Here is a 15118-nt window from a genome sequence, read left to right as displayed (position 1 = left end):
TACATGTATGTCGAAGTTGAGACACGGGGAAGGCGGTCTCCTGCATGAATCCGTTGAGCGCGACCTCGTGGCTGTCGAGCCTCGGGACCGCGGGTGTGTTCCTCGCGCTGTTCGCGGAAACCGGGCTGCTGATCGGGTTCTTCCTGCCCGGCGACTCGCTGCTGTTCACCGCCGGTCTGTTCTGCACGACCAGCGCCACGGCCGCCGTGCACTTGTCGCTGCCGCTCGTGCTCGTCGCGGCGGTCGCCGGAGCGCTGCTGGGGGCGCAGACCGGGTTCGTGCTGGGCCGGCGCGGAGGCCGGGCGCTGCTGGCGCGCACGCGGAACGCGAACCTGCACCGCGGTATCGCCCGGGCCGAGGAGCTGTTCACGCGCTACGGCCACGCCAAGGCGATCGTTCTCGCCCGGTTCATCCCGGTGGTCCGCACGGTGCTGAACCCGCTCGCGGGCATCCTCGAGGTTCCCACGCGCACGTTCACGCTCTGGCAAGTGCTCGGCGGAGCGCTGTGGTCGGTCGGTGTGACGCTCGCCGGATACCTCCTGGGGGCCGTCGTGCCCGGGATCGACCAGTACCTGCTGCCGATCGTCGCACTCGTGGTGGTCGTCTCGCTCATCCCGCTCGCGCTCGAGCTGAGGCGGAGCAGGAAGAGCTGAGCTGGCTGTGATGCCCATGGAGCGATGACGTCGTGGGGCCGGTGGTGATTGTCGAAGTGCAGCCAGCCTGCTGGTGCGGCTCGGCGGCCGGCTTCTGAGTTGCCGAAGTGACGCCCGGTCGGCGAACCAGGCCACAGCTCGTGCAGAACGCCGGTGGCGGCGTGCTCATTTGTGCAGATTTCGGCGTAGGCGGCCCGGGAATGGTCGTCGATGACGGTGCAGGTGGGTGGTGCCGAGTGTGGGTTCTCGGTGTCTCCTGCGGTGGCCGGGGCCACTGTGAACACCTTCGCCGCGGCGGCACGGGCCCAATCTGGTCAACGACCAGCCGCGCCGGCCGCCGGGCGCGTGATCGGGGTGAGCGTGGCATGGGGGTGAAACACGAAGCCCTCCGGCGGATGAAGCGGTTCCCAGGCAGTTCCACCGCACAACCGGAGGGCTTCACCTGTCAGGCCGACTCACCGTCGAACAGTCAGACAACGTCCCCGGACATCACGGCTGGCGGCCGCGCTTGGCCGCGCGGAGCCGTTCTTCCCGCAGGGCACCGACTTCGGGTAGCGGCAACGCGCCGGGCGGCGAGCCGAGAGCCCACCCCAGCAGCAGGTCGGCCAGCGCCGGATTGCGGGCGAGGACGGGACCGTGCAGGTAGGTCGCGAGCACACGGCCCGTGACGGCGCCCTCGGTGCCGTCGCCGTTGCCGACGCCCGCGCGCACCGGGCCCAGTGCGCGGCTGCCGGAGCCGACCCGGGTGCGGCCGAGGTGGTTCTCGAAGCCGGTGAGGGGATCGAGGCCCGGCGTGGTGTCGACGACGACCTCGCCCACCGCGCGTCGCGGGCCCGGGCCGGTGACCGCGTCGAGCAGACCCAGCCCGGAGTGGGTCACGCCGTCGGAGGTGGTGAACTCGGTGCCGAGGATCTGGAAGCCAGCGCAGACACCGAACACGACGGCACCGTGGCCGGCGGCCCGCTGCAGGCCGGGGTGGGCGCGCAAGTGGTCGACGGCCAGGGCTTGCGCGTCGTCCTCCCCACCGCCTAGCAGGTACACGTCGAGGGTGGCCGGGACGGCGTCGCCGTGGCGGATGGCCACGACCTCGGCGGCGATCCCGCGCCACCGCAGGCGGCGCTCGAGGACCTGGGCGTTGCCGCCGTCGCTGTAAGTACCGAGGACGTCGGGCAGCACCAGGCCGATTCCCAGAGTCGAGTCAGCCATCGCCGAGCTGCTGCTGCGCGTCGCGGAATGCCGTGTAGTTGGCGACGAGCTCGACGGGGCCGGGTGGCAGGGCCGCGACCGCGGCGAGCGGGCGGCGGCAGAGCGCGTGCCGCACTTCGGCGTAGGTGAGGCGCACGGCGACGTCGGTCGCGCGCTCGCCGGCCGCGACGACAGGCCGCCCGCGCAGCTGCTCGAAGGGCACGTCCCACAGCCAGGAGGTGTCGCGTCCGTCGGCCTCGCCGCTGTTGACCGCGATGACGACCGGCGAACACGGATCCAGCAGCGGCAGCGTTTCCCGCCAGCCGGCGGGGTTTTTCGCCAGCAACATGCGCACCGCACGCCCGTCGTGGTCGGCGCGCCGGTAGCGGCCCGCGACGTCACCGATCGCACGCAACTGGGCGAGGGCGACCTGTGGTGCGACACCGAGCCGCTCGGCGGTGGCGACCGCGATGGCGGCGTTGGCGGCGTTCGCCCGCCCCGGCAGGCGCAAGCCCAGCGTGACCGCCGCGCCACTCGCGGTTTCGAGGGTGTCGTCCTGCAGCGTCCACTGTGGATCCGGCCGGGAGAGCCCGCACCCGCAGCACCAGCCGTCCGGGGGGTGGAGCACGGCCTGGCCGCAGCGCGCACACGCGAGCGCATCGGCGTGCCACCGCTGTCCCGCGCTGACCCACAAGGGCCGAGCTGACGCGAGCGCGGCCGAGGTGACCAGGGGATCGTCACAGTTCGCGACCACCGTCGTGTCCGGCAGCGCCGCGGCGATCGCCCGGAACTCGCGCTCGATCGTGCGCACCTCACCCACGCGGTCGAGCTGGTCGCGGCTGAGGTTGAGCAGCACCAGGCACGTCGGCCGCACCTGCGCGGCGACAACCGGCAGGTACGCCTCGTCCACCTCGAGCACCGCGACGGGCGCCTCGGGCTTGGCCACGAGGGCTGCGGCCACGCCGCCGGGCATGTTCGCGCCGTCGTCGTTGCCGGCGACCTCACCCAGTGTCTGCAGGATCCGGCTGAGCATCAGGGCGGTGGTCGTCTTGCCGTTGGTGCCGGTCACCAGCACCACCGTGCGCTCGCGTGTGAGCCGGTGCAGCACCTCCGGATCGAGCCGGAGCGCGATCCGCCCGCCGATGACGCCACCGGCACCCAGCCGGAGCCGGCGTGACACCGCCGCGGCGCACCGTGCGACCGCGACGGCCAGCCGCGTCCGGGGCGGCAGCCTGCGCTGGGCCGGCGGCGCCGGCGCCCGCGCCTCGAGCACGGCCGGCGGACAAGGGCTCGCCACGGGATCTCCTTCACGTACCGGGGGAATCGGGCTCACCCTCGTCGAGAACTCCTGTGAGGACGCTGAGAGAGTGGTGTCCGCCGCACCTGAGATCCACTGTGGACGTGGTTAGGGGGAAGCAAGAACAGGTGGTCGTCAGGCGGACAGCGCGGTGGCGCCGGTGAGGACTTCGCGGTACAAAGCCAGGAGCCCGGCGGTGGCCGCGTCCCAGCCGGATTCGGCGGCGTGGCGCCTCGCTTCGGTGCGGTGGTCACCGCGGATCAGGGCGCGGGCGTGGACGGCAAGGTCGGCAGAGCGATCCACCGGGAAGAACCGCGCGGCGGTGGTGCCCGAGAGCGTCGCGCGGGCGGCCGGGCTCTCGGCGGCCAGGACGGGCAGCCCGCTCGCGAGCGCTTCCGGCAGGACGAGGCCGAGGGTGTCGGTGGTGGAGGAGAAGACGAACAGGTCGGCGGTGCGGTAGGCCTCGGCGAGGGCGTCGCCGTGCAGCATGCCGGTGAAGACGGTGCCGGGCGGGAGGGTGCGTTCGAGCTGGGCGCGGGCCGGTCCGTCGCCGATGAGGACGAGGCGGAAGCCGCCGGCGGCGGTGGCGAGCGGGGCGAGGCGGTGCAGGCCCCTCTCCGCGGCGAGCCGGCCGACGTAGAGGGGCGACGGCCGGCCGGTGAGCCGGGGGACGGGTGCGGGGTGGAAGCGGTGGAGGTCGACGCCGCGGGGCCAGAGCCGGACCCCGGTGATGCCGTGGCCGGCCAGGTCCTCGATGGCCGCCCACGATGTCGCGAGGTTGAGGTGCGCCCGGCCGTGCAGGCCGCGCAGCAGGCTCCGGATCAGGGGAACGGCGGGACCGAGCCGGTAGTGGCGGGCGTAGCGGGCGATGTCCGTGTGGTAGGAGGCCACGACACGCCGGCCCTGGCTGCGCGCCGCGGCCAGCCCCGCGGCGCCGGGCAGGACCGGGTTGACGACGTGCACGACGTCGGGATCGAATTCGCGCAGGTGGCGGCGGACGCGGGGGAGCGGCAGGCCCCAGCGTTTGCCACCGTAGAGGAGCTTCGCACAGATCGTCGGCACAGTGCGCACCTCCGCGCCTGTGAGAGTGGTCGTCGGGGCCTCGGGGCCTCGGGGGCGATCACCAGCACGTCGTGACGGGCCGCACGCCGTTCGCGCACGGGCGCCACCAGTCTCGTCACGATGCCGTCCACCGACGGCAGCCACGTCTCGGTCACGAAGGCGACACGCATCGCCGGCCTACCGGGTTCGCCGCCGGCCCGCGGTGAGGCAGATGACGAGCGCGGCGACACGAGCAGGAGCACGAGGCTGACGGGGCCGGTGCCGAGGCCGACGCCACCACGGTCGGGGCCGACGCCCAGCCAGTGGGCGAACGACGCGCCCAGTGGCCGGGTGAGGACGTGGGCGGTCCAGAACGTGGCGACGGGGCTGCCCCCGGCGAACCGCGCCGCCACCGCGGGGAACGTGATGGCCACGGCGAACACGAGGCCGGACCCGAGGTAGCCGAGGTGCAAGGTCGTCGCGGTCAGGTCGCCGGCCGCCGTGCCGAGGGCGAAGGTCGTGCCGACGGCGAGCCAGTAGAAGAACTCGCGGCGCGACGTGCGGATCTCGTGGCTGGACATCGTCTTCTCGAACCCGCGCCACACCACGAAAACCACGGCCAGCGCGACGGCGAAGACCACCGTGGACACGGCGTACGGCACACCCACACCCACGTGCGCGACGTCGGCGGCCATCGTCTCGAACACGCTCACCAGCACCACTGCCGTCCAATACAGCGCCGGAACGTAGGAGCGGGTCCGCAGCTGCGCGGTGAGCGAGCCGGCCAGCGCCACTCCGGCCAGCCCCACGGCCAGGATCGGGTCGACGTGGTGGGCGAGGAAGTCGCTCGTGGTCTCGCCGTCGCCGGTGGTGAGCACCTTGACGATCCAGAACAAGGCCGTGATTTCGGAGACCTTCGCCGCCCGGTCCCGGCCATCGTGGCGGGTGGCGTCACTCAGTTCCGCTGTTGCCATGGGGAAATCTCGCATTCCGAGTGGTTGACGAAGCAGGTGGAAGGAATGGTCCGCCAGTGTTCCATTTGCTTGTTTTGCCGGGTTTCGGATTGCCGACAAATAGCGGAACGAAAACCTCCGGCTAACCTTCGAAGCGGTGTCGTGCGGCCCTGTTCGGGGAGCAGTTCCGGCACTGTGCAACGAAAGCAGTTCACGCGATGTTCTCGTTCGTGTTTCCCGGAGTCCGCTTCGACGGCCTGGAATACCCCGGGCGCTACCGACTGCGGTGGCGCAACGGCCAGGAGGAAGATTCGTGTCGAGAAACCGCACTCCGTTGTTCGCCTTGCTCGCCGCCGCGGGATTGTTCGCCGCCACCGCGCCGGCTGCCGCGGCCCAGCCGGCGCGGGCCGGGCAGCAGCACGTCCTGCTCGTCTCCGTCGACGGCATGCACCAGTCGGACCTCGCCTGGTACACGACGACCCACCCGAACTCGGCGCTGGCGCAGCTCGTCGCGCACGGCACGCAGTACACGCACGCGAGCACCCCGGTGCCGTCGGACTCGTTCCCGGGCATGGTCGCCCAGCTCACCGGCGGCAACCCGGCGACGACCGGGGTGTACTACGACGCGACCTACAACCACGCGCTGCTGCCGGCCGGCACCACGAACTGCGCCGGCGCGAAGCCGGGTGCGGTGGTCGACTACACCGAGGACCTCGACCACGACCAGAACGCACTCGACGCCGGTCAGGGTGTGGCGAACCTGCCTGAGGGCGTGAAGTCCATGACCGGGGATCCCCGCACGCTCATCAACCCGGCGAAGCTGCCCGTCGACCCGAAGACCTGCAAGCCCGTGTACCCGCACCAGTACCTGCGGGTCAACACGGTGTTCGAAGTGGCCCGCCAGGCCGGGCTCCGCACCGCGTGGTCGGACAAGCACCCCGCCTACGAACTGCTGAACGGCCCGTCGGGTACCGGTGTGCAGGACCTGTTCACCCCCGAGATCAACAGCCAGGTGCCAGGCGCCCCGGCCGGCACGGACTGGACCGCCGACAACGCCGACACCCAGCGCTACGACGCCTACAAGGCGCGCGCGGTGCTCAACGAGATCGACGGTTACGACCACGGCGGCACCACGAAGGTGGGCACACCCGCTGTGTTCGGGCTGAACTTCCAGTCGGTGTCCACCGCGCAGAAGCTGCCCGTGTCCGGCGGACAGGCCGGTGGTTACCTCGCCGGTGGCGCACCGGGCCCCGTCGTGCGCTCGGCGCTCGACTTCGTCGATCGGCAGCTCGGGGCGTTCACCGACGAGCTCAAGCGGCGTCACCTCGACCTGAGCACGACGATCGTCCTGTCCGCCAAGCACGGCCAGTCGCCCATCGACTCGGCCACGCTCACGCGGATCGACGACGGCGCGCTGCTCGACGGGCTCAACGCCGCTTGGCGCGCCGCCCACCCGGGTGCGCCCGACCTCGTCGTCCAGTCCACCGACGACGACGCCATGCTGCTGTGGCTGTCCGACCGCTCGCCCGCGGCGACGACGTTCGCGAAGAACTACCTGCTCGCCCAGTCCGGCACCGGAAACGGGGTCACCGGTGCGCCGAAACCCTTCGTCCACTCCGGACTCTCGTCCGTCCACGCGGGAGCCGACGCGGCGCGCTACTTCGGCGTGCGCCCGGGTGACGACCGCGTGCCCGACCTCGTCGGCCTGACCGTGCCCGGCGTCGTCTACACCGGCGGGCACTCGAAGATCGCCGAACACGGCGGTGCCGCCGCGGACGACCGCGCCGTCCCGCTGGTGGTGGGTGGCACCGGTGCCGGCCGGGCGATCGGGGCTCCGGTGGAGACGACGCAGATCGCGCCGACGATCCTGCGGCTGCTGGACGTCGACCCGCGGTCGCTCGCCGCCGTGCGCGCCGAGGGGACCCCGGTGCTCCCCGGGTTCGGCCAGGGCTGAGCCGGCCAGCCCTCGCCCCAGAAATAGCCGGGGTGAGGGCCAATCCGGCGAACCGGACCTGCCCGCACCCGGAGGTCAATGACATCTACATGGCTGTAGATTTACTACGTGCCTGTAGATCTTCTGGAAGGCGAGTACATGGAGCCTGTGGTGATCGTGTCCGCCCGGATCAGGGCGGGGCACGACGGTGCGGCGAAGGAACTGGCCCGGCGACTGGGCGAGCGCGGCGGCACCACCGAGATCGTGGACTTCCTGGACTTGCTCCCCGGCCCGCTCGGCCGGCTGCTGTGCGGCGCCTACCACCGGCAGCTGCAGATCGCGCCGCGCAGCTGGGACTGGCTGCTCGGCTCGCCCGCGCCGGCGGCGGTGGCGCACCGGTTCGCCGGGCTGGCGGCGCCGAAGCTGGCAGAGGCCGTGGCCGGTGCCCGGCTGGCCGTGTCGACGTATCCGCTGGCGACGCTCGCCGCCGCGCGGCTCAAGGCCCGGGGGCGGCTCGCGGCCGAACTGGTCACGTACCTGACCGATCCGTCGGTGCACCGGCTGTGCGTCAGCCGCTGGGCCGACCTCACCGTGGCGCCCACCGAGATCGCGGCCGGCCAAGCCCGGAACCTCGGCGCCGTCCGCACCACCGTCGTCGAACCGCTCGTCGCGGCGGAGTTCCGGCCCGTGACGGGAGCCGCGGAGCGCGCGCGGCTGCGGCTGGCGCACGGGTTGCCCGCCGAGCGCCCGCTCGCCCTGGTCGTGTCAGGGTCGTGGGGTGTCGGCGAAGTCGAGCGGACCGTCGCCGATCTGCAGGTGGACGGCACCGCGGAGCCCGTGGTCGTGTGCGGCCGCAACGACGCGCTGCGCCAGCGGCTGGCAGGCACGGTGCCGCACGTGTTCGGCTGGGTCGAGGACATGGCCGATCTCATCCGGGCGTGCGACGTCTTGGTCCAGAACGCGGGCGGGCTCACGACGTCGGAGGCGCTCGCGACCGGGGTGCCGGTGCTGACGTACCGGTGCCTGCCCGGCCACGGCCGGGCCAACGCCGCGGTGCTCGACGAGGCGGGCACGGTGCCCTGGGTGCGTTCGCCGGGCGAGCTCGGCGCGGCACTGCGCACGGCGTTGGCGCCGGCGCCTCGGCCCGCGGTGGCGGTGGAGGTGGCCGGGTGATCCGGGCCGCAGCCGCCGGTGCGGCCGCGGTGCACGTCGCACCGGCCGCGTTGTTCCTGCCGCCGGTGCGCACGGCGCTCGCGCCCGCGCTGGCCGGCGTCGGCGATCCGGGTCATGTCGCGCTCACTTTCGACGACGGGCCGCATCCGCGGTCGACGCCGCATTTCCTGGCACTGCTGGCGCGGACCGGGACGCGGGCGACCTTCTTCGTGCTGGGCCGCGAGCTCGCCCGCGCGCCGGAGCTCGGTCGGGAGATCGTGGCGGCCGGGCACGAGCTCGCGGTGCACGGCTGGGACCACCGGTGCTTCCTGCGGCGCCGTCCCTCCGCGCTCTACGGCGACCTCGCGCGCACGGTGGACTTGATCGGCTCCGTCACCGGCGAACGGCCGAGCTGGCTGCGGGCCCCCTACGGCGTCTTCTCGGCCGGCTCCCTGGTCGCCGCGCGGCCGCTGGGCCTGCGCCCGGTGCTGTGGACGGCCTGGGGGTTCGACTGGACCGCCCGGGCCACGCCGGCGTCGGTCGCCACGACCGTCCACAAGGGACTGCGTGGCGGTGGCACGGTTCTGCTGCACGACTCCGATGTCGAAGCCGCGGTCGGCGCGTGGCGCTCAGCCCTGGGCGCACTCCCCGCGATCATGGCGGACTGCGGTGAGCGTGGCCTGGCCGTGGGGCCGCTTCGCGAGCACAGGGTGGGTCGCGCACGTCGCCAGCTGGGCGGCTTCGATGTCGGCGTGCAGCGTGAAAGCCGCCTGACCGCCGACGCCTGCCGCTGCGCCGCACACGCCGAACACCACTGTTACGGCGACCGCGGTCAGGCCGCGCAGGCGATGTGGTGACGGGGCGTCGAGCAGCGCGCGAACCCGCCGCGGTACCGGACCACCCCCGGCGGCCAGCGCGTAGGACGGCTCGCGCTTGGTCGCCAGCGCCGCCTTCGCCACGGCCGTCGCGACCACGCGCCGGTCACCCACAGCGGAGGCGGCTGTTTCGTCGGCCCAGCGCTCCATCGCGAATTGCGCGGCTGTCGGGAGTGGACGGACGAACGGGTTGAGCGCGGCGGCGAGAACACCGAGACCCGCGTAGACCGGGTGGCGCAGCCGCAGGTGGGCGCGTTCGTGGTGCAGCAGCGCGACGCGTTCGCCGGCCGAAAGCGCCGCCAGCATCCCGGTGGACACGGCGACGCGGCCGCCGCGCCCGGCGATGGCGAACGCCAGCGGCTCCGCGCCGGGCAGCACCACGACGCCGCTCTCGCGCGAGTGCTGGTCCAGCTCAGCGTGGACCCGGCGGTACCACCGCCACTGCGCCCGGACCGCGTGCACGAGGGCGAAGGCCGCGCCGGTCAGCAGCACACCGCACCCGATCGCGAGCGGCACGTCCACGCTCGCCTGCGCGCTGAACGCGGCAGGGGAGAACTCACCGAGCTCGGCCACCTCGGGGACGAGCGACAGGCCGGCGGCTGTGCCCAGCGCCAGCGCGCTCGTGCTGCCGGCGGCGAACACGACGGCCAGGACTGTCAGCAGCCGCGTCGCGCTCTGCGGCGACAGCCGCGGCGCGAGCCACCGGGCCACCGGCCACGAGACCAGCGGCAGGAGCAGGGGCAGGACCACACCGAGGACCATCGATCACCGGTTTCCGCGGTCGCTCTGCAGCAGTTGCAGCAGCGCCTGCTCGTCGCCCGGCGGCAGGTTCGAGACGAACCTGGCCAGCACGCTCTCGCGGTTGTCCTCGTTGTCCAGCACCGCGCGCATGCGCCGCGCCGCGAGCCCGGCCGGGTCGTCGACGGGCCGGTAGGCGAACATCCGGCCCTGCTTCTCCCGCGTGAGCACGCCCTTCTCGTGGAGCCGCGACAGGATCGTCACCACCGTCGTGTACGCGAGCGCGTCGTCGCCGAGCCGCTCGCGCACGTCCGCCGCGGTCGCGGGCGCGTCGTGCTGCCACAGCACGGCCAGCACCTCGGCCTCCAGCTCACCCCGTCCTCTGCGCATGCTGCGAATCTACACTGTTGTCGTAGTTCGCGGTGTGGTCGCCGGAGGGGTGCGCAGGGAGGACGCGGAGAAGTCGCGCTGGTCCAGGCGCAGGTAGCGGCTCGCGGTGTCCGGCATGGCCGGCAGCAGCTTGGCCGGGCTCGAACCTACTGCGCCACGGACCCGTGGCCCGTGCCGTCGACGACGACCGACGCCATGCCGTCGTGCGATGGGCGCGACCTCGGTGCCGTTGGGGTAAAAGCCGCCTGCAGTCCCTCAGCCTGACCTCCGAGTCGCACGCCGCTGCGAGACTGCCGCGCAGTTCCGCGGGAATCGCCGTCGGGACAGCGCCGGCCGGGTCTTTCGCGCCGGAAACAATTGCGTCTTGGCTGGTGACCTCGGGCTCCGCGGCGCTGTCAACGCTCTCGGGAACTCGCTCTGGAGCGCTCGGTACACGCCCGGAAAGGCGCAGGTGGGAAGCCGGGAAAACGCGGTCCGGGTCGATTTTCCCGCCGTCGCGGGTAAGAGGACGATCGGCTCGGGTTAGCGGCAGGCAAAATGATCGCGGGCCGTTCCGCAACCGGGAGAGCCGGATATTCTCGGCGCCATGGCCCGAGTCCTGCTCGTCGAAGACGACCGCACCATCGGTGAGGTCCTGCGGACGAGCCTGTCCCAGCAGGGGCACGACGTCGCGTGGCACACGCCTGCCGCGCGGCCCTGCACGACGCCGCGCGGCAGGCGTGTGATCTGGTGTTGCTCGAGCTCGGCCTGCCCGGCCTGGACGGCGCCGAGGTCTGCCGTGAGCTGCATGGCGCACTGCCCGCCTGCGTGATCGTGATGCTCACCGCGCGCGCCGACGAGATGGACGCGGTCGTCGGGCTCGAGGCGGGAGCTGACGACTACCTCGTCAAGCCGGTGCCGCTCGGCGAACTGCACGCGCGCCTGCGCGCACACCTGCGCCGGCATTCGACCGGCCGCGGGCCGGCCGACATCGCGCTCGGCCGGCTGTGCATCGACGCGGCCGCCCGCCGCGTCACCGTGGACGGGATCGAGTTCCCGTTGCGCGCCGAGGAATTCGAGCTCCTGCTGCGATTGGCGCTGGAACCGGGCAAGGCGGTGAGTCGGGAGACGCTGATGGCCGACGTGCGGGACGCGCACTGGTTCGGCTCGACGAAGACGCTCGACGTCCACATCGCCACGCTGCGGCACAAGCCGGCCGGCGCGGGCGGTGCGGGGCCGATGCCGGAGATCGCCACCCTGCGCCGGCACGGCTACCGCATCGAGGCCCCGGTGGGGTGAGCGGGTGCGCCGCCGCATTGTGCTGACCACGGCGTTCGCCGAACTCGTCGCGATCGGGCTGTTCGGCGTCCCGCTCGCCGTCGCGGTCGCCCGCTACTACGTCACCGCCGAACGCGCGGAGCTCGAACGGGCTGCCGACTCCTACGCACTCGACGTTTCGGGCGACGTGCTGCGCCACCGCACCCCGGACCGGACGCCGATGACGCAGGATCCCACCTCGGCCGCGGTCTACGGGCCCGGCGGCGCGCGGCTCGCGGGCGGCGGACCGCGCACCCTGGCCGAGACCGGCGCCGCCGGCGCCGTCACCGCGGACACCGGCGACGACCTCGTGGTGATCGTGCCGATCACCGACGACGGAACGGTCGTCGCCCACGTCCGCGCGGCCTCCGCCCGCAGCGAGGTCTACGGGCACACCGGGCTCACCTGGCTCGGCATGGACGGCCTGGCCGTCGTCGCGCTGCTGTCGGCCTACCTGGTGGCGCGCCGCCAGGCGCGACGCCTGGCGCGGCCGCTCGAACGGCTCTCCGCGACCGTTCGTGACCTCGGCGACGGCGACGTCGGCATCCGCGCCGGGCGCGCCGGGATCCCCGAGATCGACTCGGTGGGCGAATCCCTCGACTCCACCGCCGAGCGGCTCGACGACCTGCTCGCCCGCGAGCGCGCGTTCTCCGCCGACGCGTCGCACCAGTTGCGCACGCCGCCGGCGGGGCTGCGCCTGCAGCTGGAGGCCGCGCTCGAGAACCCGCACGCGAACCTGCGCGAAGTGGGCGCGGCCGGCGTCGCGACGACCGGGCGGCTGGACCGGACCGTCACCGACCTGCTCGCCCTCGCCCGCGGCACCCGCCGGTGCGCGACGCGGGTGCGGTCGCCGACGAGCTGGCCGTCGTCGGCAGGGGTGGAAACCGGCAACTGGCCGAGCACACTCCGGCTCTCGTGGTGACGGTCGAGCCCGTCGTCGCGGACGCGCGGGTGTCCGGTGCTGTGCTGCGGCAGATCATGACCGTGCTGCTGGACAACGCCCTGCGTGACGGCGCGGGCACGGTCACCGTCACCGCGCGCGACGCGGGCGACGTGCTGGCCGTCGACGTCGCCGACGAAGGCGAGGGCATCCCCGTCGGCACCGACGTGTTCGACCGCCGCTCGCCCGGCGCCCGCGGCACGGGCATCGGCCTCGCCCTCGCGGCCGGCTCGCGGAAGCCGAAAGCGGGCGGCTGCGCCTCACCCACCCGCGCCCGTCCGTCTTCGCGCTCCTGCTTCCTACTACGTTCGTGTAGAATTTAAGCGTCGGGATAGGTGACGAAGGCAGGAGGGAACCATGGCCGCAGAAGAACCCACGGAACCCGGTGCGCTCCGTTGTTCCGACGCCGAACGCGAGGCCGCGGCCGCCGCGCTGCAGAACGCCGCCGGCGAGGGCCGCCTGTCGCTCGCCGAAGTCGAGGACCGCACCGCGACCGTCTACTCCGCCCGGTACCGCCACGAGCTCGACGCCGTGCTCGCCGACCTGCCCCGGGCCGCGCCGCCGGTTCCCGGCTGGCGTCCCGTCCTCGCCCTGGCGGCTCAGCAGTTCGCCGCCGACGTCGTGAGCCTGACCGGTGGTGGCCCGGCCGCCGCCCGCCGGCGCGCGGTCCTCATCGCAGCCGTCGTTCTTGCCTTCGCGGTCGTGCTGCTGCTCGCCGCTCACGGCATCACCGGCGACGGACCCCACCACGGTTTCGGCCACCACTGACCCGGCGAACCAGCGTCTACAATAGACAGAGAATGGCCGGCATCCCGGGACAGGGGACGGCGGCTTGGTTGTGGGCGAGTACGGAAGCTTGCCTCAGGGCCGTTGCGCAGGCCGTAATGGCCGGCCGGTCAGGTCAGCATGTGCATGCCGCCGAAAAAAGCGACGGCGACCACGCCCGCGCCGAACCCGAACAGCAGGGCCGCGGTGAGACCCGGGCGCAGGCGGATGCCGGCGTAGGCCAGGCCGAGCGTGAGGATCAGCCACGAGCCGATGAGCGCCACGCCGCTCATCATGGATTCGGCGAACACGGCCATGACCCTGGCCCCGGCCGCGACGAACAGGGCGAACCCCGCCGCCGTGGCCGGGATGGCCCAGGCCTTGCGGGCCGGGTGCGGTGCGGGCGCGGATTCCCGCGGGCTCTGCATCACGTGGCTCCTTGCGTCGATGTCCACTGTGTTCAGTGTGCCGCGCGTCACCGCGAAGATCCCTTACCGTCGGCTAACGGCCGTCAGCCCGCTTCGTGGTCGCGGACGTAGCGGACCATGCCGATCACGTCCTCGGGCACGAGGCGGCCGATGGCGCCGCTGGAGTACACGCTCACGAGCACCTTGCCCTGGGGGTCGAGGACGAAGCCCGTGGACTGGACGTAGAGCGGGTCCTCGTTGACGAAGGCGCCCGTCGCTTCCCGCAGTGCGTGGGCGTCGGCGCTGTGCCCGACCGGGAAGGCGAGTTTGTGCTTGCTCACGGTCTCCTTCGTGGTCACCTCGTCGTCGACGGACAGGGCGACGACCTTGATGTCCAGCTCCGCCAAGGTGTCCGCGGCGCGCTGGAACGCGCGCAGCTGCGCGTTGCAGTACGGGCACCAGCTGCCGCGGTAGAAGAGCACGACCCCGTAGTGCCCGGCGAGCTCGGCGGGTACGTCGTGGACAACACTGTCGACCGTGGTCAGCGACAGGGCGGGGAAGGTGTCTCCGGGGTGGAGCAAGGACATGACGATTCCTTTCGGGAGGGGATGTGCGAGGTGGTTCAGGTGGCGGGCAGGAGGTCGTCGGCGACGTCCCAGATCTCGCCGGTGCCGTCTCCGGCCAGCCGCGCCAGCAATGCGGCCGCCGAGGCTTCCGGGGTGATGAGCCGGCCTCTGCGGTAGGCGTCGGTGAACCGGCGGTGCAGGGCCGGGATGTCGGCTTCGTCGCGGGTGCGGACCCACTCCTGCATCGCCGTGTCGACCGAGCCCGGGCGGTAGACGTTCACCGTGACGCCGGTGCCCGCGGTCTCGGCCGCGAGGTTGAGCGTGTGCGCCTCGAGCGCTGCTTTGCCGGTCACGTAAGCGTTGCCGCCGACCATCCCGGCCGGGTTGGCGACGATCCCGCTGGAGACGGTGACGATCCTGCCCCAGCCGCGCTGCACCATGGCCGGTAGCACGGCGAACGCGAGTGCCGCGGGCGCGATGATGTTGGTGGTCAGGTTCCGCGTCCACTCGCCGAGGTCGACGCGCGTGCTGGGCCCTAGTGGCCCCACCACTGCGGCGTTGCTGACCAGGACCTCGACCGGCCCGAAGGCATCGGCGATCGCGCCGAGCGCGTCCTCCCGCGCGGCGCCGTCGGTGACGTCGGCCGGGACGGCGAGCGCCGCACCGCCGTCCCGGCGGATCAGCTCGACGGTCTCGCCCACTTGAGCGCTCGACCGAGCCAGCACGGCGACGCGCGCGCCGGCCCGGGCCAGGCCCACGGCGATCTCCCGCCCGATCCCCCTGCCCGCGCCGGTCACGAGCGCGGTCCTGCCGTCGAAGGGCACGCTTGCCTCCTGTTGGTTCGACGAGCCGATCGCGAGAGGATCGGCGTCCTCTACTGTTGGTGTCGCCGCAGGCGCGCGTCTTACCCGCCGGCCGGGAAATTCT

14 protein-coding genes and 3 pseudogenes are annotated in these 15118 nt (G+C 72.8%); 8 read left to right on the top strand and 9 right to left on the bottom strand.

The genetic code is table 11. The features are described from left to right. The first annotated feature begins 44 nt into the window (after nucleotides 1-44). Entirely contained in the window at nucleotides 45-653 is a 609-nt protein-coding gene (locus I6J71_RS22285) for a DedA family protein (RefSeq protein WP_204096464.1), read from the top strand. A gap of 489 nt (nucleotides 654-1142) precedes the next feature. Here the strand turns inward: I6J71_RS22285 and I6J71_RS22280 are convergent, their stop codons facing one another. The 4 genes and pseudogenes from I6J71_RS22280 to I6J71_RS50985 form a co-directional block, all read right to left on the bottom strand. Next, complete coding sequence (locus I6J71_RS22280) at nucleotides 1143-1859, bottom strand: type 1 glutamine amidotransferase (RefSeq protein WP_204096463.1); 717 nt, start codon at nucleotides 1857-1859, stop codon at nucleotides 1143-1145. After that, nucleotides 1852-3135: a MurT ligase domain-containing protein gene (locus I6J71_RS22275; RefSeq protein ID WP_370542182.1), complete on the bottom strand. Its 1284-nt coding sequence runs from the start codon at nucleotides 3133-3135 to the stop codon at nucleotides 1852-1854. The genes I6J71_RS22280 and I6J71_RS22275 overlap by 8 nt, the downstream gene beginning before the upstream one ends. A gap of 135 nt (nucleotides 3136-3270) precedes the next feature. Beyond that, on the bottom strand, nucleotides 3271-4197 hold the full coding sequence (locus I6J71_RS22270; protein ID WP_204096462.1) for a glycosyltransferase: 927 nt from the start codon (nucleotides 4195-4197) through the stop codon (nucleotides 3271-3273). A 443-nt stretch (nucleotides 4198-4640) separates the two neighbouring features. Continuing rightward, a pseudogene (locus I6J71_RS50985) lies at nucleotides 4641-5150 on the bottom strand (hypothetical protein); the annotation flags it as partial. 292 nt (nucleotides 5151-5442) lie between these two features. Between I6J71_RS50985 and I6J71_RS22260 the strand changes: the two are divergent. The 3 genes and pseudogenes from I6J71_RS22260 to I6J71_RS50150 all read left to right on the top strand — a co-directional run. Then, nucleotides 5443-7083, top strand: coding sequence for an alkaline phosphatase family protein (locus tag I6J71_RS22260; protein ID WP_204096461.1), 1641 nt, complete (start codon nucleotides 5443-5445; stop codon nucleotides 7081-7083). 108 nt (nucleotides 7084-7191) lie between these two features. Further along, nucleotides 7192-8235, top strand: coding sequence for a hypothetical protein (locus I6J71_RS22255; protein WP_204096460.1), 1044 nt, complete (start codon nucleotides 7192-7194; stop codon nucleotides 8233-8235). Continuing rightward, nucleotides 8232-8639, top strand: a pseudogene (locus I6J71_RS50150) (polysaccharide deacetylase family protein); the annotation flags it as partial. The gene I6J71_RS22255 and the pseudogene I6J71_RS50150, both read left to right, overlap by 4 nt. Nucleotides 8640-8843: 204 nt before the next feature. On the opposite strand, the gene I6J71_RS50145 reads toward I6J71_RS50150, so the two are convergent. After that, complete coding sequence (locus I6J71_RS50145; RefSeq protein WP_204096459.1) at nucleotides 8844-9851, bottom strand: M56 family metallopeptidase; 1008 nt, start codon at nucleotides 9849-9851, stop codon at nucleotides 8844-8846. Between the two features lie 3 nt (nucleotides 9852-9854). Then, the gene (locus I6J71_RS22240; RefSeq protein WP_204096458.1) at nucleotides 9855-10217 is read right to left on the bottom strand and encodes a BlaI/MecI/CopY family transcriptional regulator; all 363 of its coding nucleotides are present in this window, start codon (nucleotides 10215-10217) and stop codon (nucleotides 9855-9857) included. Nucleotides 10218-10803: 586 nt separating this feature from the next. On the opposite strand from I6J71_RS22240, the pseudogene I6J71_RS22235 reads away from it, so the two are divergent. The 4 genes and pseudogenes from I6J71_RS22235 (at nucleotide 10804) to I6J71_RS22220 (ending at nucleotide 13221) form a co-directional block, all read left to right on the top strand. Then, nucleotides 10804-11495 (top strand): annotated as a pseudogene (locus tag I6J71_RS22235) (response regulator transcription factor). A gap of 4 nt (nucleotides 11496-11499) precedes the next feature. Further along, nucleotides 11500-12435, top strand: coding sequence for a histidine kinase dimerization/phospho-acceptor domain-containing protein (locus tag I6J71_RS22230; RefSeq protein ID WP_204096457.1), 936 nt, complete (start codon nucleotides 11500-11502; stop codon nucleotides 12433-12435). Continuing rightward, the gene (locus tag I6J71_RS22225; RefSeq protein ID WP_239155172.1) at nucleotides 12432-12776 is read left to right on the top strand and encodes an ATP-binding protein; all 345 of its coding nucleotides are present in this window, start codon (nucleotides 12432-12434) and stop codon (nucleotides 12774-12776) included. The genes I6J71_RS22230 and I6J71_RS22225 overlap by 4 nt, the downstream gene beginning before the upstream one ends. Nucleotides 12777-12810: 34 nt before the next feature. Further along, nucleotides 12811-13221: a DUF1707 domain-containing protein gene (locus tag I6J71_RS22220; RefSeq protein WP_204096456.1), complete on the top strand. Its 411-nt coding sequence runs from the start codon at nucleotides 12811-12813 to the stop codon at nucleotides 13219-13221. Between the two features lie 128 nt (nucleotides 13222-13349). Here the strand turns inward: I6J71_RS22220 and I6J71_RS48650 are convergent, their stop codons facing one another. The 3 genes from I6J71_RS48650 to I6J71_RS22205 all read right to left on the bottom strand — a co-directional run bounded on the left by I6J71_RS48650 (nucleotide 13350) and on the right by I6J71_RS22205 (nucleotide 15015). Further along, on the bottom strand, nucleotides 13350-13646 hold the full coding sequence (locus I6J71_RS48650; RefSeq protein ID WP_239155170.1) for a hypothetical protein: 297 nt from the start codon (nucleotides 13644-13646) through the stop codon (nucleotides 13350-13352). Nucleotides 13647-13729: 83 nt separating this feature from the next. Then, a complete protein-coding gene (locus I6J71_RS22210) occupies nucleotides 13730-14212 on the bottom strand; it encodes a peroxiredoxin family protein (protein WP_204096455.1) in 483 nt (160 codons plus the stop codon). Between the two features lie 35 nt (nucleotides 14213-14247). Continuing rightward, nucleotides 14248-15015 (bottom strand): SDR family NAD(P)-dependent oxidoreductase, encoded by a 768-nt coding sequence (locus tag I6J71_RS22205; protein WP_204096454.1) that lies wholly within the window; start codon nucleotides 15013-15015, stop codon nucleotides 14248-14250. Between the last annotated feature and the right edge of the window lie 103 nt (nucleotides 15016-15118).

Origin of the sequence: Amycolatopsis sp. FDAARGOS 1241, from assembly GCF_016889705.1 — a bacterium.
In the GTDB taxonomy this organism is placed as follows: domain Bacteria; phylum Actinomycetota; class Actinomycetes; order Mycobacteriales; family Pseudonocardiaceae; genus Amycolatopsis.
This window is presented reverse-complemented; position numbering and strand designations above follow the sequence as displayed.